Source organism: Streptomyces sp. NPDC051133, assembly GCF_040682635.1.
Lineage (GTDB): Bacteria > Actinomycetota > Actinomycetes > Streptomycetales > Streptomycetaceae > Streptomyces.
In genome coordinates this window covers 1-24,812 of the sequence record NZ_JBFBBK010000071.1, presented here as the reverse complement: position 1 = coordinate 24,812, position 24,812 = coordinate 1, and the positions used below count along the sequence as shown (strand labels likewise).

Sequence of the window (24,812 nt, the reverse complement as noted above, 5' to 3'; positions counted from 1 at the left end):
GGTTCCCCAGGCGGCCGGTCGCCCGGTGCCGCGACTGGGCACCGGGCCGGATCGCCGCTCCCGCTTCCGGCTACTTCTGCAGGACCGACAGGTCCTCGTCCGACTCCGGTACCGCGACCAGCCCCCGGTCGTTGGGGAGGGTCTGGATGGTGAAGCCGGGGACTCCCCCCTCGGTCGCCGTCAGGGTGCGGGAGGCGTAGGCCGGGCCGCCGGAGAGGGTCTCCACGGTCAGGGCGTAGGTGCCCCCGCCACCGGACGGGGTCGGGGCCTGGACGTTCTGTGTCGTGCCCGACTTGATCGTGTAGGTCCTGGAGACCGCCGAGCCGCCCTCGCTGCCCGCCGAAGCGGTCACCTTCACCTCGGCCGTCGCGGTGGGCGCGGTCAGCGCGAGGGTCGTGCCCTTGGCGCTGTTGTCGGCCGAGGTCGCGCGCGTGCCCACGGGGGCCGTGGCCGGGATGAACGCCGTCTCCTGCTTGTCGCCCTTGCCGCGGACGACCTGGAGGGCCGCGACGACCGGGACCGACTGGTCGGTGGGGGTCAGGACGAGGGAGCCCGCCTCGCCACGGGTCACGGCGCCGAGGTCGGCCGTGGTCGTCATGCCGGACTTCACGTGCACGGTCTCGTTCCCGGCGGGGGTGATCAGCCCGTCCGGTGAGGCCAGGCGGATCTTCAGGTCGGCGTCGGCGTCGCCCGGGGTGAAGGCGATCAGACGCACGTCGGTGGCGTCTTTCGGGATGCCGGGCAGGACCAGGCTGCCGGCCGGGTCGGTGGCGGCGGCCAGCCAGTCGCCGCCGGCCTTGTCGTCGAGGGCCTGCACGGTCGCGCCGACCCGGCCGCTGCGCACGCTGACGTGCACGGTCAGGTCGCCCTGCCGTTCGTCGGTGAGCGTGGAGAGCAGGACCGGCTTGCTTGAATGCGGCTCGACGGTGAGGTCCTCCCCGAGCGGGGACTTGATCCGGCCGTTCTTGCCGTACAGCTCGATGTCGACGACGGCCGCGGAGTCGTCGGGGTTGGTCAGGTGCACGTAGTCGGTGCGCCCGGAGGCCGTGCCGGCGCCCGGGAACCAGAACTCGGTGTCCGCGGGGGTGCAGGTGACGCCCTGGAGTCCCCGGCCGGTGCCGGCGGCGACCTCGGTGGTCTCCTGGACGGTCCAGCCGGGCGCGAACTTCCCGTCGGCGGTACCGATCAGCGCGGGGGTGTCGGCGCCCGAGGTGTCACCGGTGACCGGGGTGCCGGGCGCCTTCGGGGCGAGCACCGGCTGGTCCGCCTTCTGGGACGTCTTGGACGACTGGCCCTTCTGGCCCTTCTGGTCCTTGGAGCCGCTCGTGCCGTCGCCCGAGTCCGGGGTGGCGGGCTGGATTTGTGCCTTGCCGCTGCTCGCGGCGCCCTTGGTGACCGGCGTGAAGGACGTGTACGACGTGTCCGCGATGTCCGAGATGCTCGGTGCCGGGCACAGCAGGCTGGTGCGCTGGACGGGCAGTTGGGCGGCCGTGTCCGGGGCGGAGGCGCCGGACGCCGAGGGGGTGTCGAGTGCGGCGAAGGCGGTGACGGCGGCCAGCGCTGCCGTACCGGCGATCAGGGACAGGGTGGTGCGGTTCACTGCTGGCTCCCGTCGGGGCGCTCGCTGCCGGTGCCGTGGGGGTGCTGGGCCGGGTCGTAGCCCTGCTGGGCGGGGTCGTACGCCGGGTCGTAGCCCTGCTGGTAGGCCGTCGGGTCGTACGGCATCTGGTCGCCCGTACCGCTGTAGGCGTACGGGTCGTACTGGGCCGACGTTCCGTACGGGTCGGCCGCGTAGGACGCCTGCTGGTCGTAGCCGGCCTGCTGGTACTGCACGCCCGTCTGGTACTGGTCGGTGCCGTACCCGGCGTTCGGGTCCGGGTAGGTGGACGCGTCCCACTCGTCGTAGGACTGCTGGTGCGGTACGGCCGCCGGGGCCTGGGGCGGCAGCGGCGGGGCGTCCGGGTGCTCCGCGAAGGCCGCCTGGCCCTCGGGGGCCTCTTCGTCGGAAGCCTGTTCCCCGGGAGCCTGTTCCTCGGCCTGGGCGCGCAGGCGGCGGGCACGGCGGCCCTCGCCCGCGGTGGCCTGGGCGGGCAGCGGCTGCTCCTCGGGAAGGTCGTCGTCGACGTCGCGGCGGCGGCCGGGCAGGGCGAGGACGACGAGGACGACGGCGAGTGCGCCCTGGGCCCACAGCCAGGCGGTGTGGGTGAGCGGCGCGTCGTAGGTGACGTCCAGCCTGCCGCCGGCGGCGGGCAGTTGGAAGCCCTGGGCCCAGCCGTCGACGGTGGTGCGGGTGAGCGGCCTGCCGTCGAGGGTGGCGGTCCAGCCGGGCGCGGCGGAGTCGGCCAGGCGCAGGACGCGGCCGCCCGGGCCGGAGGGGACGGTCGTGTGGATCTCGACCGGGCCCGCGGCGACGGGCTGGGCGGTGCCCGAGCCGCCGGCGGGGACGATCGCCGCGCGGGAGACCTCCTGGTCGACGCGCCACAGGGCGTTGCCGTGCTGCTGGCTGAGCCGGGTCAGGCCGGGGGTGGCGTCGAGGACGCGAGTGATCTGGCGGGGCGCGCCCTTGTGGACGAGGACGTAGCGCACGGCGAAGCCGCCGAGCTCGTCGGACTGGTCGGCGCCGGAGCCGGCGACGAGGTTGGCGACGACCTTGTCGAGGCGGGCGTTCTCGCCGTCGGCGGAGGCCAGTTCGGCGTCTCCCATGCGGGCCCCGGAGCCGCGGACCAGGGTGTAGCGCACGCGCGCGGCGGAGTCGCTGTCGAGGACCAGGGTGCGCGCCTGGTCGCCGCCGGAGGAGTCCTCGGCGACGAAGGCGGGCACCTGGGTCGGGTCGCGGCGCTCCAGGGGTCCGTCGGCGCCGCCGAGCATCCAGCCGACGGCGACGAGCAGCGGGCCCGCGGCCGAGGCGAAGGCGATCAGGGCGGCGACGGGCTGGCGCCAGCCGAAGCTCTGCTCGGCCACGCGGGCGCGTGCGCCGTCGGCGCCGAGGGCGGCGGCGGCCAGCAGGGCGGTGCCGTAGACGAGGGTGGCCGGCCCGGCCCAGGCGGACCGGTTGGACAGGACGGCGAGGACGAGGCCCAGCAGGGCGACGATCCAGGCGGTGCGGATGCCGAGCTGCCGCTCGGAGCGCAGGAGGGCGGCGAGGGCGGCCAGGACGATGCCGACGAGCATCAGGCCGTCGACCGTGCCGGGGCCGCCGGGGCTCGCGCCGAGCAGGTCGAGCGCGGAGGCGGACGACGGGCCGTACGCGAGGCCGGCCTCCTTGAAGAAGCCGGTCGGGAGCAGGGTGAGCGACCAGGGCGCGAGGACCAGCAGCGGGGTGCCGAGCTGGGCGAGGAAGCGCAGGCCGTACGCGACGGGGTCGGAGCGGCGCAGTGCGAGCACCCCGAGGCCGAGGAGCAGCGCGAGGGGCCAGACGATCGGCGTGAAGGCGGTGGCGAGGGTCAGCAGCAGCGCGTACGCCCAGGTCGCGCGCCAGCTGCCGCGGGCGCCGCTGCGGTGCGCGAGGCCGCTTGCGGCGATGCCCGCGCGCGCGATGAGGGGCAGCAGTACGGCGAGGACGGCGGTGCCGATGCGGCCGCCGGCCAGGGCGCCGGTGGTGGCGGGCAGGAAGGCGTAGGCGACGGCCACCCAGGCGCGCAGCAGCCGGGAGGTGACGAGGGGCCGGGAGGCGAAGTAGGCGGTGAAGCCGGCGAGCGGGACCGAGCAGACCAGCAGGACGGTGACCGCGAGTCCGGTGGAGCCGAACAGGATCGAGGCGAGGGTGGCGACGAGGGCGAGGTAGGGCGGTGCGGCCGGGGTGCCGCCCGCGCCCACCGCGTGCCAGGCGTCGGCGTACCGGGACCACAGATCGCTCGCGCCGGCCGGGGCGGGCAGCAGGGCGCCGCCCGCGAGCGCGCCGCCGCCGAGCAGGGCGCGGCAGGCGACGAGGGAGATCATCAGCAGCGCGAGGAAGAGGACCGGGCCGGGCCTGCGGGCGATCCGCTTGAGCCGGGCGAACTGCTCGACCTGCAGGAAGTCGGCGTCGTCACCGCCGGGGCCGGACTCGACGGCGCCGCCGTGCCGGCCGGCGGAGGAGGTGTCGGCGTCCGAGCCGCTGGTGAAGTTGGACGCGAACTGTTCGACGGTGGCCCGGACGGTGGCGCCGGGCGGCGGGAAGAGCTGCCGCAGTTCGCCCTTGTCGATCTGCGAGGGTCCGCGGCGGCGCCGGGCGGCGAAGATCCGCTCGGGGCGCAGCAGGACGCTCAGCAGGCCGCGGATCTCGTCGACGGCCTGGCCGGGGACCTTGCCGACCAGGTAGGCGAGAGTCCGCAGCAGGGTGCCGAGGACGAGCCGCAGCAGCACCCAGGGCAGGGCGCCGGTACGGGTGTTGACGAGGAGGGTGTGGACGGCGCCCGCTTTGTCGACCTTGTGCGGGGATGCGGTGGTGCGGCCCGCGCAGTCGACGGTGCGCCGCTCGCGGGAGGCGGCCTCGGCGTGCCGTACGACGGCGTCGGGGGCGACGAGCACGCGGTGGCCGGCGGCGTGGGCACGCCAGCACAGGTCGACGTCGTCGCGCATCAGGGGCAGCCGGCGGTCGAAGCCACCGAGCTGTTCGAAGACGTCGCGGCGGATGAGCATGCCGGCGGTGGAGACGGACAGCACGGTGCGGACGTGGTCGTGCTGGCCCTGGTCCTGTTCGCGGCGGTCCAGGCCGGTCCAGCGACGGCCGGAGTGGGCGATGGAGACGCCGACCTCCAGCAGCTGCCGGCGGTCGTACCAGCCGCGCAGCTTGGGGCCGACCACCGCGACGTCGTCGCGGCCCAGTTCGAGTTCGTTGTCGACGACCCGGAGCAGCTGGGCGAGGGCGTCGGGGGCGGGGGCGCAGTCGTCGTGCAGCAGCCAGAGCCACTGGACGGGTTCGCCGTGCGGCAGGTCGGGCAGGTCGTACGCGTCGTCGCGCCAGCTGCGGGTGACCGGGTCCCAGCCGCTGGGGCGCTTCAGGTACGGCAGCTCCTCCGGGGTGAGGAGCGGCGCGGTGCGGCTCGCCTCCTCGACGGCCTGGCCGAAGCCGGTGCGGCGGGTCAGGTGCAGCACATTGGCGTCGCCGAGGGCGTCGGTGACCAGCTGGGCGGAGCCGTCCGCGCTGCCGGTGTCTGCGGCCACCGCGTACTGCACGGGGCGCTCCTGGCCGAGCAGCCCGGCGAGCGCGTCGGGCAGCCAGCGGGCGCCGTCGTGGGAGACGAGGACCGCCGTCACCACATGACGCGGGAACTCAGGTGTGGCAGCGGGGTTCTGATGGGCTGCCGTATGGCTGTGCACGGACATCGAGGTACGGGCCCCGGTTCGATGGACTGCGGTGGACACCTGCGTCTCCCCGTGCGGCTCGTGCGCGAGGGGACAGCGGGGCGTCTCGGACGAGCGACCACACTATCGGCTGACCAGGACGACGGCCCGCCGCCTGTGGATAACCCACGGGCGACGGGCCGTTCGTGACGTTTCGTGTGGATACGCGCGTGCGCGTGGATCAGACGGCGGCCTTCGGACTGCGGCCTTCGGACTGCGACCTTCAGACTGCGGCCTTCTTGAGCCGGCGCCGCTCCCGCTCGGACAGACCGCCCCAGATGCCGAAGCGCTCGTCGTTGGCGAGGGCGTACTCGAGGCACTCGGAGCGGACCTCGCAGGCGAGGCAGACCTTCTTCGCCTCTCTGGTGGAGCCGCCCTTCTCGGGGAAGAAGGACTCGGGGTCGGTCTGGGCGCACAGCGCGCGCTCCTGCCAGCCGAGTTCCTCGTCCGCGTCGTCGACCAGCAGTTGCTGCACCAGCTCGGTCATGTGCGCCCCTCGTCTGTCTTTCGCGTCCCCGTGTGTAGCCGTTACTGATTCCGGCTGAACGACACGAGTGAAATTACAAGTGTGCTGCTCCGGGCGAGTCAAGCCGAGATCTGCTATTGGGCCCGTTATTCACTCTGCGGAACCAAGGCCATGCGGAAAGTGTTCAAATCGGCATAAACCACGACACGCAGACGGGACCTGGGGGGCGGCCGCAGACCCGTACAGATCTCTGTACGGATGAGGACGCCTCCGTGTTCGATCGCGTTCCGTGAGGCTCGAGCGCTCGGTTGTGCCCCATGTGTCCCGGCATCCCGATGAACAAACCTTTCACCTGACAGATGAACCGGATGAGGTGAACCATGTCCCACATTCCGGGCGCCGAGTTGACACTGCGGGTGTGAACCGCTGTCCTAGGGGGCATGCTCGCGAACTTGGCACTCACCTCGACCCGCACCGCCGGGTCCCACGGTGCTGCCCGGTCTCGCTGTAGCTGTTGTCACTGTTCCAGCTGTTGAGCCTCTGTCTCGCTCCGGCTGTGGGCCGTGTCCCTTCCCGACGCGGTTCCGTCCTCCGTTCCCTCTGACCTCCTTCACCGAGGAACCACGCCCCCATGAACAGCGACAACGACCTCCAGATCGCCGGCGACATCCTCGAGGTCCCGCACCTGCTCCAGCCGCCGCGCGAGCACCCGGCCACCGTCGCCGAGTTCGCGGGTCTCGCCCGCTCGATCGCCGCCGACCGCTCCCAGTGGGCGCACCTGGTCCGGTACGACGCCACCACCCGCTGGTACCACCGGCTGCGCACCGGCCCCGGTTACGAGGTGTGGCTGCTGTCCTGGGTGCCCGGGCAGGGCAGCGGACTGCACGACCACGGCCGCTCCTCCGGTGTCCTCACCGTCCTCGAGGGCGCCCTCACCGAGCGCACCGAGCGCCACACGCGCGCGTTGACGGCGGGGGCGCAGCGCGTGTTCGCGCCGGGCTACGTGCACGAGGTCGTCAACGACACGCTCGAGCCGGCGGTCAGCCTGCACGTCTACCACCCGGGCCTGACCCAGATGCCGATGCACACCTCCCCGCACTGCGAGGCGCGCACCGAGCCGCGAGCGGTGACTGCCTGACGCGTTGTCGTACCCGCCTGCGAGACTTGGCCCATGCGCATTGTGGTTCTGGCAGGCGGCATCGGTGGTGCCCGTTTCCTGCGCGGTCTGAAGCGGGCCGTGCCGGACGCGGACATCACGGTGATCGGCAACACCGGCGACGACATCCATCTCTTCGGGCTCAAGGTCTGCCCGGACCTGGACACGGTGATGTACACGCTGGGCGGCGGCATCAACGAGGAGCAGGGCTGGGGGCGGGCCGACGAGACCTTCCACCTCAAGGAGGAGCTGGCGGCCTACGGCGTCGGCCCGGACTGGTTCGGGCTCGGTGACCGGGACTTCGCCACGCACATCGTGCGGACGCAGATGCTCGGCGCCGGCTATCCGCTCAGCACGGTCACCGAGGCGCTGTGCGACCGCTGGAAGCCGGGCGTGAAGCTGATCCCGATGACCGACGACCGCGTGGAGACCCACGCGGCGGTCGAGGTGGACGGCGAGCGCAGGGCCGTTCACTTCCAGGAGTACTGGGTGCGGCTGCGCGCCTCGGTCCCGGCGGAGGCCGTCGTCCCGGTCGGTGCCGAGCAGTCCAAGCCCGCACCCGGGGTCCTGGAGGCCATCGCCGGGGCGGACGTCATCCTCTTCCCGCCGTCCAACCCCGTCGTGTCCATCGGCACGATCCTCGCCGTGCCCGGCATCCGCGAGGCCATCGCGGACGCGGGCGTGCCCGTGATCGGCCTCTCCCCCATCGTCGGCGACGCGCCCGTGCGCGGCATGGCCGACAAGGTGCTCGCCGCGGTCGGCGTGGAGTCCACGGCCGCCGCGGTCGCCGAGCACTACGGCTCGGGGCTGCTGGACGGCTGGCTGGTCGACACCGTGGACGCGGCGGCGGTCGAGCGGGTCGAGGCGGACGGCATCCGCTGCCGAGCCGTACCGCTGATGATGACCGACGTCGAGGCGGCCGCGCAGATGGTGCGGGAGGCGCTGGCGCTGGCCGAGGAGGTGCGGGGAGCGTGACCGAGGAGCGCCCCGAGTACCGGGTGTGGGCCCTGTCCGGCATCCCCGAGGTGCAGCAGGGCGACGACCTCGCCAAGCTGATCGCCGCCGCCGAGCCCGGCCTGGCCGACGGGGACGTGCTGCTCGTCACCTCCAAGATCGTTTCCAAGGCGGAGGGCCGGATCGTGGAGGCGGCCGACCGGGAGGCGGCCATCGACGCGGAGACGGTGCGGGTCGTGGCCCGGCGCGGCGCGCTGCGCATCGTCGAGAACCGGCAGGGGCTGGTCATGGCCGCCGCCGGAGTGGACGCCTCCAACACCCCCGCGGGGACCGTGCTGTTGCTGCCCGAGGACCCGGACGCCTCCGCGCGCGCGATCCGCGCGGGGCTGCGCGAGCTCCTCGGCATCCATGTCGGTGTCGTCGTCACGGACACCTTCGGGCGGCCCTGGCGCGCGGGGCTCACGGACGTGGCGATCGGCGCCGCCGGGGTGCGCGTGCTGGACGATCTGCGCGGGGGCACGGACGCGTACGGCAACCCGCTCAGCGCGACCGTCGTGGCCACGGCGGACGAGCTGGCCGGCGCAGGGGACCTCGTCAAGGGCAAGGCGCAGGGACGGCCGGTGGCCGTGCTGCGCGGGCTGCCCCACGTCGTCGACGGCGGGACGAGCGTGACCGGCCCGAACGGCGCGGCCGGACCGGACGGTGAGGCCGGCGAGGGCACCGACGGGGCGCGGGCGCTGGTGCGCTCCGCGCGGGACGACATGTTCCGGCTCGGCACCTCCGAGGCGATCCGCGAGGCGGTGACCCAGCGGCGCACCGTCCGGGCCTTCACCGACGAGCCCGTGGACCCCGGGGCGGTCCGGCGCGCGGTGGCCGCGGCGGTCACCGCACCCGCCCCGCACCACACCACCCCCTGGCGGTTCGTGCTGCTGGAGTCGGAGGAGTCGCGGGTACGGCTGCTGGACGCGATGCGGGACGCGTGGATCGCGGATCTGCGCCGGGACGGCAAGAGCGAGGAGTCCGTCGCGAAGCGCGTGCGCCGCGGCGACGTCCTGCGCCACGCGCCCTACCTGGCCGTGCCGTGCCTCGTCATGGACGGCTCGCACCACTACGGCGACGCGCGGCGGGACGGTGCCGAGCGGGAGATGTTCGTCGTCGCGATGGGCGCGGGCGTGCAGAACTTCCTCGTCGCGCTGGCCGGGGAGCGGCTGGGTTCGGCGTGGGTGTCGTCGACGATGTTCTGCCGGGACGTGGTGCGCGAGACGCTCGGGCTGCCCGCCGGCTGGGACCCCATGGGGGCGGTGGCGATCGGGCATCCCGCTCAGGAGCCGGGACCGCGGCCGCGGCGGGACGCCGGCGGGTTCGTCGAAGTGCGCTGACACGGTGCGGGCAGCGCCTAGGCTCGTAGGACGGCACCGGCTTCCCTAGGACCTCACTCGTGGCAGGACGTTTCCCTCAGCGGCCCACGCGTACGACTGTGCGCGGGGGCCATGCCGGTGTGCCCGGGAGCGCCGCGGGGATACCTCGCCAGGCGACGGCACCGGCTCGGGTACGGCGGTGGGCGCCTCAGGGCCCGCTCGATCTCGGGCTGGTGCTCGGACCGCTGCGGCGCGGGCCCGCCGACCCCACCTTCCGGGCCACCCCGGACGGCTCCGTGTGGCGGGCCTGCCTGACGCCCGCCGGCCCGGGCACGCTGCGGGTGCGGGCGTACGACGGTGAGGTGCTCGGTGAGGCGTGGGGACCGGGGGCGGAGTGGCTGCTGGACCGGTTGCCCGAGCTGCTCGGCGCGGCCGACGACCCGGACGCGTTCGTGCCCCGGCACCGGGTGGTGGCGCTGGCGCGGCACCGGCGGCCGGGGCTGCGGCTGGCGCGGACGGGGCTGGTGCTGGAGTCCTTGATCCCGTCGGTGCTGGAGCAGAAGGTCACGACCGACGAGGCGTACCGGGCGTGGCGGCTGCTCGTGCGGAAGTTCGGTGAGCCGGCGCCGGGGCCCGCGGGGGCGTTCGAGCGGCCGATGTCCGTCATGCCGGCGCCGCGTACCTGGGCGCTGATTCCGTCCTGGGAGTGGCATCGGGCCGGGGTCGACGACAAGCGGGCGTCGACGATTCTGCGGGCCGTGCGGGTCGCTGCGCGGCTGGAGCAGGCGGTGTCGATGGCTCCGGCCGAGGCTCAGGCGCGGCTGGAGGTCGTGCCGGGGGTGGGGCCGTGGACGTCGGCGGAAGTGGTGCAGCGCAGTCATGGCGCGGCCGATGCGGTGACGGTCGGGGATCTGCACCTGCCGGGGATCGTGGGGTGGGTCCTGGCGGGGAACCGGCACGCGGACGACTCCGTGATGCTGGAGCTGCTGGAGCCGTATGCCGGGCAGCGGCATCGGGCGGCCCGGCTGATCCTGCTGAGCGGGAACGCGCCTGCGCGGCGGGCGCCGAAGATGCCTCGGGTGGACATCGGGTTGCTGTGAGAGACGCTGCGCTGTGCCTGAGCGGGGTTTCGTCACGCTCGGCTGTGCTTGAGCGGGCTGGCTCGGCTGCGGCTGGGCAGGCGTAGAGCTCGCTCGGCTGCGGCTGAGCGGGGGTAGGTCTCGCTCGGCTGCGGCTGAGCAGGGGTAGGTCTCGCTCGCCCGCGCTTGCGGGGTGCCGCTGCGCCCACCCGTGCCGCCCCAGCGGCACGACCGCCCGCAGCTACGGCGAATCAGCGCCACCCCAGCAGCACGACCGCCCACAGCTACGGCGAGTCAACGCCGGCCCGGCAGCACGACCGCCCACAGCTACGGCGAGTCAACGCCGGCCCGGCAGCACGACCGCCCACAGCTACGGCGAATCAGCGCCGCCGCAGCGGCACGACTGCCCGCAGCTGCGGCGGTTGTCCGGCTGCCGGGGCCCGGAGCACGGCCCCCGGTGGCTACTGGTCGGAGGAGAAGCGGACCGCTCCTGACGGGATGCGGGCGTCGCACCACACCCGTACGCCCTCGCGGAGCTCGTTGTCCGCGCCCACGATCGCGCCGTCGCCGATGACCGTGCCCGTGAGGACGGAGCGTTCGCCCACACGGGCGCGGGTGCCGATGAGGGAGTCGGTGATGACCGCGCCGGGTTCGATGACGGCGCCGGGGAGGATGGTCGAGCCGGAGACCTGGGCGCCCTCGGCCACGAACGCGCCCTCGCCGACCACCGTGCCGCCGGTCAGCTTGGCGTCGGGCGCCACCCTGGCCGTGGGAAGGATCAGGCGGTCGCCGCAGCGGCCGGGCACCGCGGGGGACGGGGCGCGGCCGAGGACCAGGTCGGCCGACCCGCGGACGAAGGCCGCCGGGGTGCCTAGGTCCAGCCAGTAGGTGGAGTCGACCATGCCCTGCAGATGGGCGCCCGCGGCCAGCAGCTGGGGAAACGTCTCGCGCTCCACCGAGACCGGGCGGCCCGCCGGGATCGTGTCGATGACCGACCGGCGGAAGACGTACGCCCCGGCGTTGATCTGGTCGGTGACGATCTCCTCGGGCGTCTGCGGCTTCTCCAGGAAGGCGAGGACACGGCCGGAGGCGTCGGTGGGCACCAGGCCGTAGGCGCGCGGGTCCGTGACCTTCGTCAGGTGCAGCGAGACGTCCGCGCCCGTCGACTCGTGGGTGTCCACCAGGGCGCCGATGTCCAGGCCCGTGAGGATGTCGCCGTTGAAGATCAGGACCGGCTCGTCGGGGCCCGAGTGGAGACGGGAGGCCACATTGCGGATCGCGCCGCCCGTGCCGAGCGGCTCCTCCTCCGTCACGTACTCGATGTGCAGGCCCAGCGCGGAGCCGTCGCCGAAGTACGGTTCGAAGACCTCGGCCAGGTAGCTCGTCGCGAGCACGATGTGGTCGACGCCCGCGGCTCTCGCCCTCGCCAGTTGGTGCGTGAGGAACGGCACCCCGGCGGCCGGGACCATCGGCTTGGGCGTGTGCACCGTGAGCGGACGCAGCCGCGTGCCTTTGCCACCGACCAGGAGGATCGCTTCTGTCACCTGTCGTCTCTGCTTCCTGCCGGGACCGGCCGAACTGCTCGTACTACTCGTTTCGGCCGGTCAGTGTATGCAGACCGTAGCGACGGCACCCTTGACGAACGCGCGGTTACCCGCGAGATCGGTATGAGAACGGTGAGAGCGGGCCCCGTGCCGGCGGTGAACGCGCACCCGTTCCGTATGGTCGGAGATCGCGTTCACTCGTACGTTCTTACCCTTGGGGTAGAGATTGCCACCGCCCGGCGTGAGATATGTCCATGCGCGCGCTTTGACCCCGAACAGCCCGAGTTTCACGCGACAGTGGTAGCGGTGACTACTGCGGATGACGGAGGGGACCTGCGGGCGGCCGTGGTCACCGGCCGGACCGTCCGCCCCGGCGCTCGGTGGCCGCACCCGCCCGCGCGTACCCTGTGCCGGGTGAACGCCACCGATCGCACCCCCGCCGACCTGCTGTCTTCCGCGCTCGCCGCCGACCCCGGCCGCCCCCTGGTGACCTTCTACGACGACGCCACGGGCGAACGCGTCGAACTGTCCGTGGCCACCTTCGCCAACTGGGTGGCCAAGACCGCCAACCTCCTGCAGGGCGAGTTGTCCGTCGCCCCCGGCGACCGGGTCGCGCTGCTGCTGCCCGCGCACTGGCAGGCGGCCGTGTGGCTGCTGGCCTGTTCCTCGGTGGGCGCGGTCGCGGACGTCGGTGGGGAGCCGGCGGCGGCCGACGTGGTGGTCAGCGGGCCGGACTCGCTCGACGCCGCGCGGGCGTGCACCGGTGAGCGAGTGGCGCTCGCCCTGCGGCCGTTGGGCGGGCGCTTCCCCGAGCCTCCGGCCGGGTTCGTCGACTACGCCGTCGAAGTGCCGGGGCAGGGTGACCGGTTCGTCCCGTTCGCGCCGGTGGACCCGGAGGAGCCGGCGCTCGTCGTGGCCGGCCGGGAGTTCAGCGGGGCGGAGGTGGTCGAGCGGGCCTCGGCCGAGGCGCCGTCGCTGGATCTGACGGGACCGGGTTCCAGGCTGCTGTCCGCGCTGCCGTACGACACCTGGGAAGGGCTGAGCGCGGGGCTGTACGCGCCGCTCGCCACCGGTGGTTCGGTGGTGCTGTGCCGTCATCTGGACCGGCTGGGCGAGGAGAGTCTCGCCCGGCGGATCGAGAGCGAGAGGGTCACCGCGGTGCGCCGCTGAGCGGGGATTCCCCCGGTCGGAGTACCCCGGGGGGCTCGCCGCCCCTTCCCCCGCCATGGTCGTAGGAGCAGGACGTGACGCTCGTACGCCCATGAGGGGGTGCCCCGGCCGTGACCGACACCGCAGGCGAGCCCCTCGGTCCCGGTGCCGGGGCCTTTGCCACCGGGACCGGGCTGGTACGGCGGCGCAGGCGGCGGTGGGTGAAAGGGGTCGCGCTCGGCGCCGGTGTGGTCGTCATGGCCGCCGCTGGGGTGGGGTGGGCGGTCTACGCCAAGCTCAGTGCCAACATCACCGCCGACGAAGCCGCCGCCCGGGAGCTGGCCCGGTACGAGCGGGAGCGGCCCACCGCACTGGTGCGGGGTGCGCAGAACATCCTGTTGATCGGGTCCGACACGCGGGCCGGGGACGGCAACGGCGCGTACGGGCGGGACCTGGGCGGCGAGCGGTCCGACACGACGATCCTGCTGCACCTGGCCGCCGGCCGGCGCAGCGCCACGGCCGTCTCGCTGCCCCGGGACCTCATGGTGGACATCCCCGGCTGCCTGCGGGCGGACGGCACCCGCAGCGAGCCGGTGTTCGCGATGTTCAACCACGCCTTCCAGGTGGGCGGTTCGGCGTGCACGATCCGCACCGTCGAGAAGCTGACGGACGTACGGATCGACCACCACATGGTCGTGGACTTCAGCGGCTTCAAGGAGATGGTCGACGCGGTCGACGGGGTGCAGGTCTGCCTGAAGGAGCCGGTGGACGACAGGGCGGCCAAGCTGAAGCTGCCCGCGGGGAGGGTCACGCTCGACGGCGAGCAGGCGCTCGGGTACGTGCGGGCCCGCAAGTCGCTCGGCGACGGCAGCGACACCGAGCGCATGGAACGGCAGCAGCGGTTCCTCGGCGCGCTCGTCGACAAGGTGCAGAGCAACGACGTCCTGCTGAACCCGGTGAAGCTGTATCCGGTGCTGGACGCGGCGACCTCGTCGCTGACCACCGACCCGGGCCTGGCCAGTCTGCGTGGCTTGTACCAGTTGGTGCGGGGGGTGCGCGACATCCCCACGGAACAGGTGCAGTTCCTGACGGTGCCGAGGGAGTCGTACGTCTACGACGTCAACCGTGATCAACTCGTGGAGCCGGAGGCCGCGAAGCTGTTCGGGCGGCTGCGGGCCGACCAGCCCGTGATCGTGGCCCGGCACACGCCCGGCGAGGCCCCGGGAGGGGGCGGGAGGAGCGCTCCGTCGCCGGCGCCGACGTACCGCGGGAACACCGCCGCCGAGCACCCGTGTGCGTGAGGGAAGTGCCGACGCCGGACCTTCCGATCAGAAAATGAGGCGGATTGCCCGGTTGTAGGAACAGAGAATTTGTCACCGGCGTCGCTCCACGCTGAACTGGGCGGATAGTGTGAGCGATCCGGTGCACCTGGCCGCGAGATCCGTCCTGGGGTCGTGCACTGATTCACCGAGACCCGAGCGCCTTTGGGGGGAAGGCGCCGCGTGGCCCCGACGGAGGATTCGGACAACCGTGGACGCGCAGAGCCGTGGGCGGGCGGACAACATCGACCCCGCAGATCAGTGGGTACTCAATCCGAACACCGGCGAATACGAACTGCGACTGACTCCTTCCGCTCCGCAGTCACCGGTCCCCGGACCCCGCAGACCGTCCCCCCGGGCGGGCGGCGCAGCGCGCCGGCGCAACGACTCGGCGCCCGGCGAGACCCGCCAGACGCGCACGGCCGGCACCGGGTCCGTCCCGCCGCCGCGGTCGGGTCGCAGGCGGGGCGGCGAGCCGGAGACACCCCAGGGGCGGCGTGCGGTCCGGCGGCCGGTGAAGAAGAAGTCGAGGGCCAAGAAGGTGCTGGCGTGGACGGCCGGCGGTACGGCGTTCGTGCTGGTCGCCGTCGGCACGGCCGGCTACCTCTACCTCAAGCACCTCGAGGGCAACGTCACCACGACCGACGTCGGCGACGCGGGCTCGAAGAGCTTCAGCAAGGACGAGGCCTTCAACATCCTGATCATCGGCACCGACAAGCGGACCGGTAAGGGCAACGAGGGCTACGGCGACAAGAACTCCGTCGGCCACGCGGACACCAACATCCTGCTGCACGTCTCCAAGGACCGGACGAACGCGACCGCGCTGAGCATCCCGCGCGACCTGATCGTCGACGTCCCGGACTGCCCGACGAAGCAGCCCGACGGCAGCACGAAGGTCATTGCCGGCACGCAGAACGTGCGCTTCAACACCAGCCTCGGACAGGACGGCCGGGACCCGGGCTGCACCATGCGCACCGTCGAGGAGACCACCGGCATCCACGTCGACCACTTCATGATGGCCGACTTCAACGCGGTGAAGACCCTGACCAGCGCGGTGGGCGGGGTCGAGGTGTGCGTCGCGCACCCGGTGAACGACAAGGAGTCCCATCTGAAGCTGCCCGCGGGCAAGTCGGTGGTGGAGGGCGAGCAGGCGCTGGCCTTCGTCCGCACCCGGCACAGCTTCGGCAACCAGGGCGACCTGGACCGCATCAAGGCGCAACAGCAGTTCCTGGGCTCCCTGATGCGCAAGATGTCCTCCAGCGACACGTTGACCAACCCATCCAAGGTGCTGGACCTGGCCGAGGCGGCCACCAAGGCGCTGACCGTCGACAGCGCGATCGGCCACGTCAGCACCCTCAAGGACATCGCGATGGAGCTGAAGAAGGTCCCGACGAAGAACATCACCTTCACGACCGTCCCGGTGGTGGACAACCCGGCGGAGAAGGTGCACGCGACGGTCGTCGTCAACGACGCGACGGCACCGGCGGTGTTCGACGCCATCAGGAACGACGTCTCCTTCACCGACGTCAAGAGGAAGCAGAAGGCGGCCAAGGACGCCGCCGCCGCGCGGCTGAAGGGCAGCAGGTCGGCGCCCTCCGAGGTGCGGGTGCGGATCCTCAACGGCGGTGCCGAGGGAGGCAGCGCACAGGAGACCCTGTCCTGGCTGCAGACCGACAAGGGCGTGCTGAAGTCGGAGAACGCGGGCAACGCCCCGGCCGGGCTGAAGAACACCACGCTGGAGTACGCCCCCGACCAGGCCGCCCAGGCCCGGGAGCTGGCCGCGCTGATGGGGCTGCCCGGGTCGGCGCTGAAGCCCGGCAGGAGCGTGACCAACGCGCAGGGGCTGCCGGCGATGACACTGACGCTGGGCAAGGACTTCAAGGGGGCGGGCGTCTCGCTCACCGCGCCGGCGAAGGCGCCGGACGTCGACAAGTCCACGGCAGACAAGGTCAAGTGCGCCTCGTAGGTAACCCAACGGGTCCGTCGTGCGTCTAACTCGGCGCGGGACGGACCCGTTGCATGGCGCAAGGGTGGGGAGGGCAGGAAGCTTGGCGCAGAGCGATGTGCGCGGAAAGGCTCCCGCGGTGGACGACACGATGTCGCGCGCACCGCAGGCCTCGGACGCGTCGGGGGGCGCCGGCCGGCATGGCGGCGGGCGGCGCAAGAGCGGCACGAAGACCGACGGGCGGCGGCGCAGACGGCGCGCTCTGCGCTGGTCGGCGACCGTACTGGCGGTGGTGATACTCGGGACGGCCGGCGCCGGATACCTGTACTACCAGCACCTCAACGGCAACATCCAGAAGGGCGCGCGCAGCAGCGGCGACTCCAAGGCGCGCAGGACGGCACCGAACGCGGCCGGCCAGACCCCGCTGAACATCCTGCTGATCGGTTCGGACAGCCGTAACTCGGCGGAGAACCTCAAGCTCGGCGGCAGCAAGGACAGTGTCGGCAGTCCCCCGCTCGGAGACGTGCAGATGCTCATCCACCTGTCCGCGGACCGCAAGAGCGCCGCCATGGTGAGCATCCCCCGGGACACCCGCGTGCACATCCCGGAGTGCAAGGACCCGGAGACCGGCAAGGTCTACCCGGAGACCAACGACATCATCAACACCACCCTGGCCCGGGGCGGGGCCGGCTGCACGCTGTCCACCTGGGAGGACCTCACCGGGGTCTACATCGACCACTGGATGACGATCGACTTCTCCGGTGTGGTGCGGATGGGCAACGCCGTCGGCGGTGTCGACGTCTGTGTGCGGCAGAACGTGTGGGACCACTCGACGGCCGAACAGCGCGGCGGCTCCGGGCTGAAGATGCGCGCGGGAACGCACAAGGTCAAGGGCGTGCAGGCGCTGCAGTGGCTGCGCACCCGGCACGCCTGGGGCAGCGACCTGATGCGGGCCCGCGCCCAGCACATGTACCTGAACTCGATGATGCGCACGCTGCGGCAGCAGAACGTCTTCACCGACACCGGGCGCCTGATGGACCTGGCCGAGGCGGCCACCAAGTCCCTGAAGGTCTCGGAGGAGATCGGCACGGTCAAGAAGCTGTACGACCTGGCCATGGAGATGAAGTCGGTGCCGTCCGACCGCATCACGTCGGTGACGATGCCCAACGTCGAGGACCCGCTGAACCCCACGAACCACGTGGTGCCGGACAAGAGCAACGCCGACAAGCTGTGGGAGATGCTCCGCGACGACGTGCCGCTGGACAAGAACGGCAAGAAGCCGGCCGCGAAGCAGGCCTCCGACACGTCCGCGGCGGACAAGACGCCCTCGACGGACCCGGGCCGGCTCGGGGTGCTGGTGCAGAACGCCACGGGGACCTCGGCCGAGGCCGCGGTGCCGCAGCGGGCGCGGGCCATCGGCCAGGCACTCGTGCAGGCGGGCTACGGCAGGGCGCAGGCCGACAACTCGGGAGCGCTGTCCGAGGACAAGACGGTCGTGAAGTACCCGAGCGCGGACCTGGAGGGTGACGCGCAGGCCGTGGCGAAGGCCCTCGGGATCCCGGCGAGTTCGGTGCAGAAGTCGACCGACGTCTCGGGGGTGACGGTCGTCGTCGGCGCGGACTGGCGCACCGGCACCGCCTACCCCAAGCAGTCGAAGCCGAAGGCCGGAGACCTGCCGCAGGGCACCGACGCGGTCAACGGCTCGGACAAGTCGAAGTGCATGGACGTCTACAAGCCGTACCAGTGGTGAGACCGTGAGCACACGGCAGGGGCCCCTCCTCGGGAAGGAGGGGCCCCTGCCGTCGTCTCAGTGGGAGCCGAGCACCGCCGGGCGCCGGGAGGCGATGACCTTCTTCGCCAGGGACCTCGGGCTGGTCAGGAACCCCCAGCCCCACGACATGTGCATGGTGGCGAGGGCCACCGGGATCTGCAGCCGGGCCTTGAGCGGCAGGCCCTTGCCCGCGGGGAGCGACCCGGCGACGATCGCCGCGAGGTAGCCGCCGGGGACGACGAAGCCCCACGGGGTCAGAGCCGCGCCGACCACGGCCCCGGCGGCGATGGCGCACACGGCCGTCGGCGGGGCGAGGTAGCGCAGGTTGATGGAGCCGGAGTGGTAGCGGGCGACGACGTGCCGCCAGCGGCCGTACTCCTTGTACTGCCTGCCGAGGGCGCGCACGCTCGGCCGGGGCCGGTAGGACACCTTCAGCTCGGGCGAGAACCAGATGAGGCCGCCCGCCTCACGTATGCGGAAGTTCAGCTCCCAGTCCTGGGCGCGGATGAACTCCTCGTTGTAGCCGCCCTGCCGCTCCAGGGCCTCACGGCGGAAGACGCCGAGGTAGACGGTCTCGGCCGGGGCGGCCTGGCCGCCGGTGTGGAAGGCCGCGTTGCCGACGCCGATCTTCGAGGTCATCGCGGCGGCGACCGCGTGCTCCCAGTCGTTCTCGCCCTCGGCGTGCATGATGCCGCCGACGTTCTGCGCGCCGGTCTCCTCCAGCAGGCGGACCGCGGTGGCGATGTAGTTCGGCGACAGCATGCCGTGGCCGTCGACGCGGACCACGATCGGGTGCCGGGAGGCCTTGATCGCCGCGTTCAGCGCCGCGGGCGTACGGCCGGTCGGGTTCGGGACGGTGTGCACGCGCGGGTCTTCGCGGACCAGCTCGGCGGCGATCTCGTCCGTGCGGTCCGTGGACGGACCGAGGGCGATCACGACCTCCATCTCGCCGGTGTACTCCTGCGCGAGGATCGCTTGGACGGCCCCGCGCAGATGCCGCTCCTCGTTGAGGACGGGCATGATCACGGACACAGCGGGGAGCCGCACGTCGGACTTGGCGTTCATAGGGCCCTCACGTTACCGCGAACGGGGGACACCGGTGCGCGCCGCCGGGCGAGAACGCGGGCTGGAGATCGTATCGGCCTACTGTGCTCACGGATCCCACGTACGGCCTCGTCCGGAGGTGTCCCCCTTGCCCAGCCCGCCTCGGTCCCCCGCGCGCCCGCAGCCCGGCCCGCAGCCGCCCCGCCGGGCGCCGCGTCCGCATGAGCGGCCGGTGCCGTCGGTCCGGCCGCCCCGGCGGCCCCGCTGGGCCATGCGGGCCGTGACCACGCTGTCGGTGGTGGTCCTCGCCTCCGCCGGGATCGGGCACGCGGTGGTGACCAGCCTGGACGCGGGCATCGCCCGCATCGACGCCTTCAAGGACATGAAGAACCGGCCCCGCGCGGGCCACGGCATGAACGTCCTGCTGGTCGGCACCGACGGCCGCGACAAGATCAGCGAGGAGGAGCGGCGCGCGTACCGGCTGGGCGGTCAGCCCTGCCACTGCACCGACACGATGATGATCGTGCACATCTCGGACGACCGGGAGCGGGCCACCGTGGTGAGCCTGCCGCGCGACTCCTACGCCGAGGTGCCCGCGCACACCGACGCGGCCACCGGCCGGCAGCGCCCCGCACACGCGCTCAAGCTGAACGCGGCCTACGCCGAGGGCGGCCCCCAGCTGACCATCCGCACCGTCGAGGACATGACGCACGTGAAGATCGACCACTATCTGGAGGTCGACTTCGCCAGCTTCATGCGGACCGTGGACGTCCTCGGCGGGGTGCAGGTCTGTACGGCGACGCCACTGAAGGACTCGTACACGGGGCTCGACCTCGCGCCCGGCACGCACAGCCTCATGGGCGGCCAGGCGCTGCAGTACGTACGGGCCCGGCACCTCGACGGGGCCAGCGACCTGGGCCGGATGAAGCGGCAGCAGCGCTTCCTGGCCGCGCTGATCGAGCGGGCCGGCTCCTCCGGGGTGCTGCTGAACCCGATCAGGTTCCGGGACGTGACCCGGGCGGTGCTGGGGTCGGTCCGCGCCGACGAGGGGTTCGGCGCGGACGAGCTGATCGACCTCGGCCGTGCGATGCGGAACTTCCGCCCGTCCTCCTCCGAGTTCACCACCGTGCCCATCGGCCAGATGAACTACCAGGTCAAGGGCATCGGCTCGACCCTGAAGTGGGACCGGGCGCGGGCGGAGCAGCTGTTCGCCTCGCTGCGCGACGACAAGCCGCTCGCCGTGGCGCCCCCGCGGCACGGACCGGCGCCGGTGCCGGTGGAGGTGGACCCGCGGCGGATCCGGGTGCAGGTGGCGAACGGGACCGGCACGATCGGGCTGGCCAAGCGGGTCGACGCGGCGCTCGCGGCGGCCGGCTTCGCCACGAACCACCAGCCGGTGACCGCGCTCGCCCATGTGCCGCGCACGGTCGTCTCCTACGACCCCCGCTGGGACCGCTCCGCCCGCACCCTGGCCGCGGCCCTGCCGGGCAGCGAGCTGCGCGCGGTACCGGGGCAGGGGCCGCTGATGAAGCTGACGGCCGGGCCCGACTTCAAGGGCGTGCGCACGGTGCGGGTGGAGGACCCCGCCCGGCCGGACACGACCGTGGTGCGGGGCAGCGAGGTGGTGTGCTCGCAGAACGGGTAGTCCCCGCTCAGGAGGCGCACTTCACCTCGTCGGCCGTCGTCTTCTGCACCGACGGGGACTTCGCCGGGCCGGTGAGCGGGATGCCGGCGCCCTTGAAGTCGGCGCCGAGGCGCAGCACCATCGCGGGCAGGCCCTGGGCGTTCTTCTCGCTGTGGCCCGGCTTCAGCGCGGACGCCGGGAGCCCCATGAGGTCGGCCAGCTCGCGCGCCTGGGCTGCCTGGTCGGGGGCGTACTCCAGGGTCGTCTTCGGCTGGTGCGCCCCCGAGTTGCCGAGCTGGCTGGACTTCGTCACGCCCTTCTGGGTCTGCAGCCAGGACAGGGTCGTCTGGGCGGAGCCGCCGGGGGCGCCCGCGTTGTAGAGGTCGACGCGGACGTCTCCGGGGGCCGAGCGCGGGCCCTTGAGCTTGGCGGACTCCTTCGCCTTCTGCTTCTTCTTCACCTCGGTGAAGGAGACGTCGTCCCCGATCGAGGAGAAGATCTGCTGGGCGGGCCCCGGGTCCTCGACGACGGTCTTGTGGACGGCGCCGTCGGCGGGGTTGTCCTTGACCGGCAGGGTGAGGAAGCTGATGTTCTTCGGCGGCACCTTCTTCAGCTCCAGGGCCACGTCCTTCAGCGTGGTGATGTGCCCGATGCCCTTGTCGACCGTGAGCGCCTTGGTCGCCGTCTCCGCGAGGCCCATCAGCCTGCTCGGGCTGGTGAGCGTGGAGTCGGACTTCATCTGGCGGAACAGGGAGCCGAGGAACTGCTGCTGGGCCTTGATGCGGTCCAGGTCGCTCTCGTGGGCCCAGCTGTGCCGGGTGCGGACGAAGGCCAGCGCCTGCTCGCCCTGGACCTTCGACGGCCCCGCGGGCAGGTCCAGGTGCGACTCCTTGTCCTTCACGGCGTGGGCCAGGCACACCTGGACACCGCCGACGGCCGTCGTCAGGGTCTTCACGGCGTTGAAGTCGGCCATCATGAAGTGGTCGACCTTCATGCCGCCGGCGAGCCGCTCCACGGTACGGACCGTGCAGCCGGGGTCGCGGCCCAGCTGGCCGAGGCTCTCGTTGAAGCGGGTGCCCGCGCTGCCCGCGATGACCTTGGTCGAGCCGTCGGACTGCCTGGTCGGGCAGTCCGGTATGTCGGTGACCAGGTCCCGCGGGATGCTGAGCGCGGTCGCGTTCGTCCGGTCCTGGGAGACGTGCAGCAGGATGTTGGTGTCCGCGTGGCCGAGGGCGTCCTCGAGGTCGCCGTAGCGGGTGTTGCCCTTGCCCGCGCGCTTGTCGGTGCCGATCAGCAGGATGTTGAACGCCTTGTCCTTGCTGAAGGAGTCGCTCGTGGCGCCCACGGTGTCGGTCGTCGTGATGTTGTCGTCGAGGTGCTTGAGGTAGAGGTACACACCGCCCGCACCGGCGGCGAGAACGAACGCGAGGGTGCCGCTCGTCCACAGCAGAATCCTTTTGCCTGTGGACTTCCTGGCCTTCTTCTTGCGCCGGCCGCCGGGAGCCGTGGCCTCCGCCGGGTCGGCTCCGCGTGGCCCGGGCACGGACGGCCGCCGGGTGCCGGGCGCGGAGGGCTGCCGGGCGGCGGGCACGGACGGCCCCCCGGCGGCTGGCCCCGTGCGCAGCTCGTACTCCCCCGTCTCCGGGTTCAGCACCCACTGGTCCGAGGGGTCGATGTCGTCGCCCCATCCGCGGCCCTGTGCGTCCACGCCTCTACCCCCCGCCAGGGCCCTGCACCACGCGCCCCGCCCGCCTCACAACCAGTCAGATTGCGCACACACTATCCGCACAGTTCTTCAACAGACAGCCGCCGTGATACTTGCCACTCCCGTACAACCCCCTTGAGGGCACGGGGAGTTGCACCGGGAGTGACCGGGCGGCCACGAAACGGGGGCGGGGGCGCCCGCGTCCCCGCTAGTCCTCGAAGCCCTCCGCTAGTCCTCGGAACCTCCGCTAGTCCTCGAAGCCCTCCGCCGCGCGCTTCTCACGCAGTTCGCGGATGGCCCGGCGGCGGGCCAGGCGGTGGGTGCGGCGGATCTGCGCCTCCTGGCAGCGGCGGCGGTCGCGCTCGGTCTCCGGTATCACCGGCGGCACCCGGCGCGGCTTGCCGTCGGCGTCCACGGCCGCGAAGACCAGGTAGGCCGAGCCGACCTGGGTGGGCGGGGCGGACTCGTTCCAGCGCTCGGCGAGCACCCGCACGCCGACCTCCATGGAGGTCCGGCCGGTCCAGTTCACCTGCGCCTTCACATGGACCAGGTCACCCACCCGCACCGGCTCCAGGAACGCCATCTCGTCCATGGACGCGGTGACGGCGGGACCACCGGAGTGCCGGCCGGCCACGGCGCCCGCAGCGTCGTCCACCAGCTTCATGATCACCCCACCGTGCACCGTTCCCAGGAGGTTGGTGTCGTTGTGGGTCATGATGTGGCTGAGCGTGGTGCGCGAGGCGGAGGTGGGCTTGCCCGGAATATCCGGTTCCGTGTCCGTGACCTGGTCTGTCATGCCCTCCACCTTATGCCGAAGTGACATTCGCGGAATTTGTGTCAGCTTCGCAACAGCGCCGCTCTGATTTTCCGACAGCCCTTGTACGGCACACCACGGCGCCCTGCACACTGGGGCGCATGAATGACTGGCCCGATGGATGGTCCGACGACAATCGCGACCCGCGCTACGGACGCGGCAGTGCCGGCGCGCAGCCGGAGGGTGCCCGTGTGATGCGTCAGGTGCGCCGTGACCCCGGGGTACCGCCCGGGCAGCGCTCGCCGTACGGCAACGGCCCGGCCGCGCCGCCGTACAGCTCCGGTGTCCCGCAGCAGCCGTCGTACGTCGACGGCCAGGGGTACGACGACGGCTCCGGTCACGACGGGTACGACAGCGGCTACAACACGGGCCAGGTCTACGGCGCCCCGGGCGGTCACGGCCCCGGCGGCACGGGGGCTCCCCCGCGGGCCCCGCGCCCCGCGCCGAACTGGCGGCGCCGGATCAAGTGGACCGCGATCACGCTGGCGACCGTGCTGATCGTCACCTCGGTGGCGACCTACTTCTGGGCCGACTCCAAGCTGCGCCGCGAGGTCGACCTGTCCAAGGTCATCGACCGGCCGTCCTCGGGCGACGGCACGAACTACCTGATCGTCGGCTCGGACAGCCGTGAGGGCATGTCCAAGGCGGACGAGAAGAAGCTGCACACCGGCGGCGCCGAGGGCAAGCGCACGGACTCGATGATGATCCTGCACGTCGGTGACAACGGCGACACGCTCGTCTCGCTGCCGCGCGACTCGGACGTGGTCGTCCCGTCGTACCAGGGCTCGACGTCCGGGAAGGTCTACCCGGCGCAGGGCCGGCACGCGAAGCTCAACGCGACCTACGCCGAGGACGGGCCGACGCTGCTGGTCCGCGCGATCGAGTACAACACCGGACTGCACATCGACCACTACGTGGAGATCGGCTTCCAGGGCTTCGCCAACATCGTGGACGCGGTCGGCGGTGTCGACATCACCATCGACAAGGGCTTCAAGGACAAGTGGTCCGGCGCCGACTTCAAGTCGGGCAAGCAGACCCTGAACGGCCAGCAGGCGCTCGCCTTCGTCCGCACCCGGCACGCCTTCGCCGCGTCCGACCTGCAGCGCACCAAGAACCAGCAGAAGTTCCTGTCGGCGCTCGCCCACCAGGTGGCGACCCCGTCGACGATCCTCAACCCGTTCAAGTTCTACCCGGTGATGGGCTCCGGCCTGGACTCCCTGATCGTCGACAAGGACATGTCCCTGTGGGACCTGGCCTCGATGTTCTGGGCCATGAAGGGCGTCCAGGGCGGTGACGGCACCTCGATGAACATGCCGATCTCCGGCTCCACCGGCGGCAACCTCGTCTGGGACAAGGCGAAGGTCAAGACGCTGGTGGACGAGCTGAACCACGACCAGAAGGTCACCGTCTCCGGCACCTGACGGCCGGCCGGCACCGTCCGGCGCGCGAGGGCACCCCACGGGGTTCGACCGTCCCCCAGGCCTGGCACTCGGGGCAGCGGCCGAGCCACTTGGCCGTCTGCCAGCCGCACTCGGTGCAGCGGTAGGACGGGCGGTCCT

General features: G+C 72.3%; 17 protein-coding genes and 1 pseudogene. 10 read left to right on the top strand and 8 right to left on the bottom strand.

The window, feature by feature from the left end; all coding sequences use genetic code 11:
- Positions 1-70: 70 nt before the first annotated feature.
- The 3 genes from AB0N17_RS40925 to AB0N17_RS40915 all read right to left on the bottom strand — a co-directional run bounded on the left by AB0N17_RS40925 (position 71) and on the right by AB0N17_RS40915 (position 5,812).
- Positions 71-1,600 (bottom strand): DUF5719 family protein, encoded by a 1,530-nt coding sequence (locus tag AB0N17_RS40925; RefSeq protein ID WP_366016761.1) that lies wholly within the window; start codon positions 1,598-1,600, stop codon positions 71-73.
- On the bottom strand, positions 1,597-5,307 hold the full coding sequence (locus AB0N17_RS40920; RefSeq protein WP_366016776.1) for a glycosyltransferase family 2 protein: 3,711 nt from the start codon (positions 5,305-5,307) through the stop codon (positions 1,597-1,599). The genes AB0N17_RS40925 and AB0N17_RS40920 overlap by 4 nt, the downstream gene beginning before the upstream one ends.
- Before the next feature lie 241 nt (positions 5,308-5,548).
- Complete coding sequence (locus tag AB0N17_RS40915; RefSeq protein WP_003975777.1) at positions 5,549-5,812, bottom strand: WhiB family transcriptional regulator; 264 nt, start codon at positions 5,810-5,812, stop codon at positions 5,549-5,551.
- Positions 5,813-6,422: 610 nt separating this feature from the next.
- Here AB0N17_RS40915 and AB0N17_RS40910 point away from each other — a divergent pair.
- Genes AB0N17_RS40910 through AB0N17_RS40895 form a run of 4 tightly spaced genes read left to right on the top strand, consistent with a single transcriptional unit; the run spans position 6,423 to position 10,359 of the window.
- Positions 6,423-6,929, top strand: a complete 507-nt coding sequence (locus AB0N17_RS40910; protein ID WP_366016760.1) for a cysteine dioxygenase family protein — start codon at positions 6,423-6,425, stop codon at positions 6,927-6,929.
- A 33-nt stretch (positions 6,930-6,962) separates the two neighbouring features.
- On the top strand, positions 6,963-7,922 hold the full coding sequence (gene cofD / locus AB0N17_RS40905) for a 2-phospho-L-lactate transferase (protein ID WP_366016759.1): 960 nt from the start codon (positions 6,963-6,965) through the stop codon (positions 7,920-7,922).
- On the top strand, positions 7,919-9,280 hold the full coding sequence (locus AB0N17_RS40900; protein ID WP_366016758.1) for a coenzyme F420-0:L-glutamate ligase: 1,362 nt from the start codon (positions 7,919-7,921) through the stop codon (positions 9,278-9,280). Before cofD ends, AB0N17_RS40900 begins: the two co-directional genes overlap by 4 nt.
- A 59-nt stretch (positions 9,281-9,339) precedes the next feature.
- Positions 9,340-10,359: a DNA-3-methyladenine glycosylase 2 family protein gene (locus tag AB0N17_RS40895; protein WP_366016757.1), complete on the top strand. Its 1,020-nt coding sequence runs from the start codon at positions 9,340-9,342 to the stop codon at positions 10,357-10,359.
- A gap of 440 nt (positions 10,360-10,799) precedes the next feature.
- On the opposite strand, the gene AB0N17_RS40890 is transcribed toward AB0N17_RS40895, so the two are convergent.
- Positions 10,800-11,882: an NDP-sugar synthase gene (locus AB0N17_RS40890; RefSeq protein ID WP_366016756.1), complete on the bottom strand. Its 1,083-nt coding sequence runs from the start codon at positions 11,880-11,882 to the stop codon at positions 10,800-10,802.
- A gap of 414 nt (positions 11,883-12,296) precedes the next feature.
- On the opposite strand from AB0N17_RS40890, the gene AB0N17_RS40885 reads away from it, so the two are divergent.
- The 4 genes from AB0N17_RS40885 (at position 12,297) to AB0N17_RS40870 (ending at position 18,045) form a co-directional block, all read left to right on the top strand.
- Positions 12,297-13,052, top strand: coding sequence for a TIGR03089 family protein (locus AB0N17_RS40885; protein WP_366016755.1), 756 nt, complete (start codon positions 12,297-12,299; stop codon positions 13,050-13,052).
- Between the two features lie 110 nt (positions 13,053-13,162).
- Positions 13,163-14,332: an LCP family protein gene (locus tag AB0N17_RS40880; protein ID WP_366016754.1), complete on the top strand. Its 1,170-nt coding sequence runs from the start codon at positions 13,163-13,165 to the stop codon at positions 14,330-14,332.
- A gap of 229 nt (positions 14,333-14,561) precedes the next feature.
- Positions 14,562-16,316, top strand: coding sequence for an LCP family protein (locus AB0N17_RS40875; RefSeq protein ID WP_366016753.1), 1,755 nt, complete (start codon positions 14,562-14,564; stop codon positions 16,314-16,316).
- 130 nt (positions 16,317-16,446) lie between these two features.
- Positions 16,447-18,045, top strand: coding sequence for an LCP family protein (locus AB0N17_RS40870; RefSeq protein ID WP_366016774.1), 1,599 nt, complete (start codon positions 16,447-16,449; stop codon positions 18,043-18,045).
- 57 nt (positions 18,046-18,102) lie between these two features.
- Here the strand turns inward: AB0N17_RS40870 and AB0N17_RS40865 are convergent, their stop codons facing one another.
- Positions 18,103-19,131, bottom strand: coding sequence for a glycosyltransferase family 2 protein (locus AB0N17_RS40865; RefSeq protein WP_366016752.1), 1,029 nt, complete (start codon positions 19,129-19,131; stop codon positions 18,103-18,105).
- A gap of 250 nt (positions 19,132-19,381) precedes the next feature.
- Here AB0N17_RS40865 and AB0N17_RS40860 point away from each other — a divergent pair, with 250 nt between their 5' ends.
- Complete coding sequence (locus tag AB0N17_RS40860; protein WP_366016773.1) at positions 19,382-20,755, top strand: LCP family protein; 1,374 nt, start codon at positions 19,382-19,384, stop codon at positions 20,753-20,755.
- A gap of 7 nt (positions 20,756-20,762) precedes the next feature.
- Here the strand turns inward: AB0N17_RS40860 and AB0N17_RS40855 are convergent, their stop codons facing one another.
- Both AB0N17_RS40855 and AB0N17_RS40850 read right to left on the bottom strand, forming a co-directional pair.
- Positions 20,763-22,442, bottom strand: a complete 1,680-nt coding sequence (locus tag AB0N17_RS40855; protein ID WP_366016751.1) for an LCP family protein — start codon at positions 22,440-22,442, stop codon at positions 20,763-20,765.
- Positions 22,443-22,686: 244 nt separating this feature from the next.
- Positions 22,687-23,235 carry an acyl-CoA thioesterase gene (locus AB0N17_RS40850; RefSeq protein ID WP_366016750.1) on the bottom strand — a complete coding sequence of 183 codons (549 nt, stop codon included), beginning with the start codon at positions 23,233-23,235 and terminating at the stop codon, positions 22,687-22,689.
- A 119-nt stretch (positions 23,236-23,354) separates the two neighbouring features.
- On the opposite strand from AB0N17_RS40850, the gene AB0N17_RS40845 reads away from it, so the two are divergent.
- On the top strand, positions 23,355-24,674 hold the full coding sequence (locus AB0N17_RS40845; protein WP_366016749.1) for an LCP family protein: 1,320 nt from the start codon (positions 23,355-23,357) through the stop codon (positions 24,672-24,674).
- Between the two features lie 25 nt (positions 24,675-24,699).
- On the opposite strand, the pseudogene AB0N17_RS40840 reads toward AB0N17_RS40845, so the two are convergent.
- Positions 24,700-24,812 (bottom strand): annotated as a pseudogene (locus AB0N17_RS40840) (hypothetical protein); the annotation flags it as partial.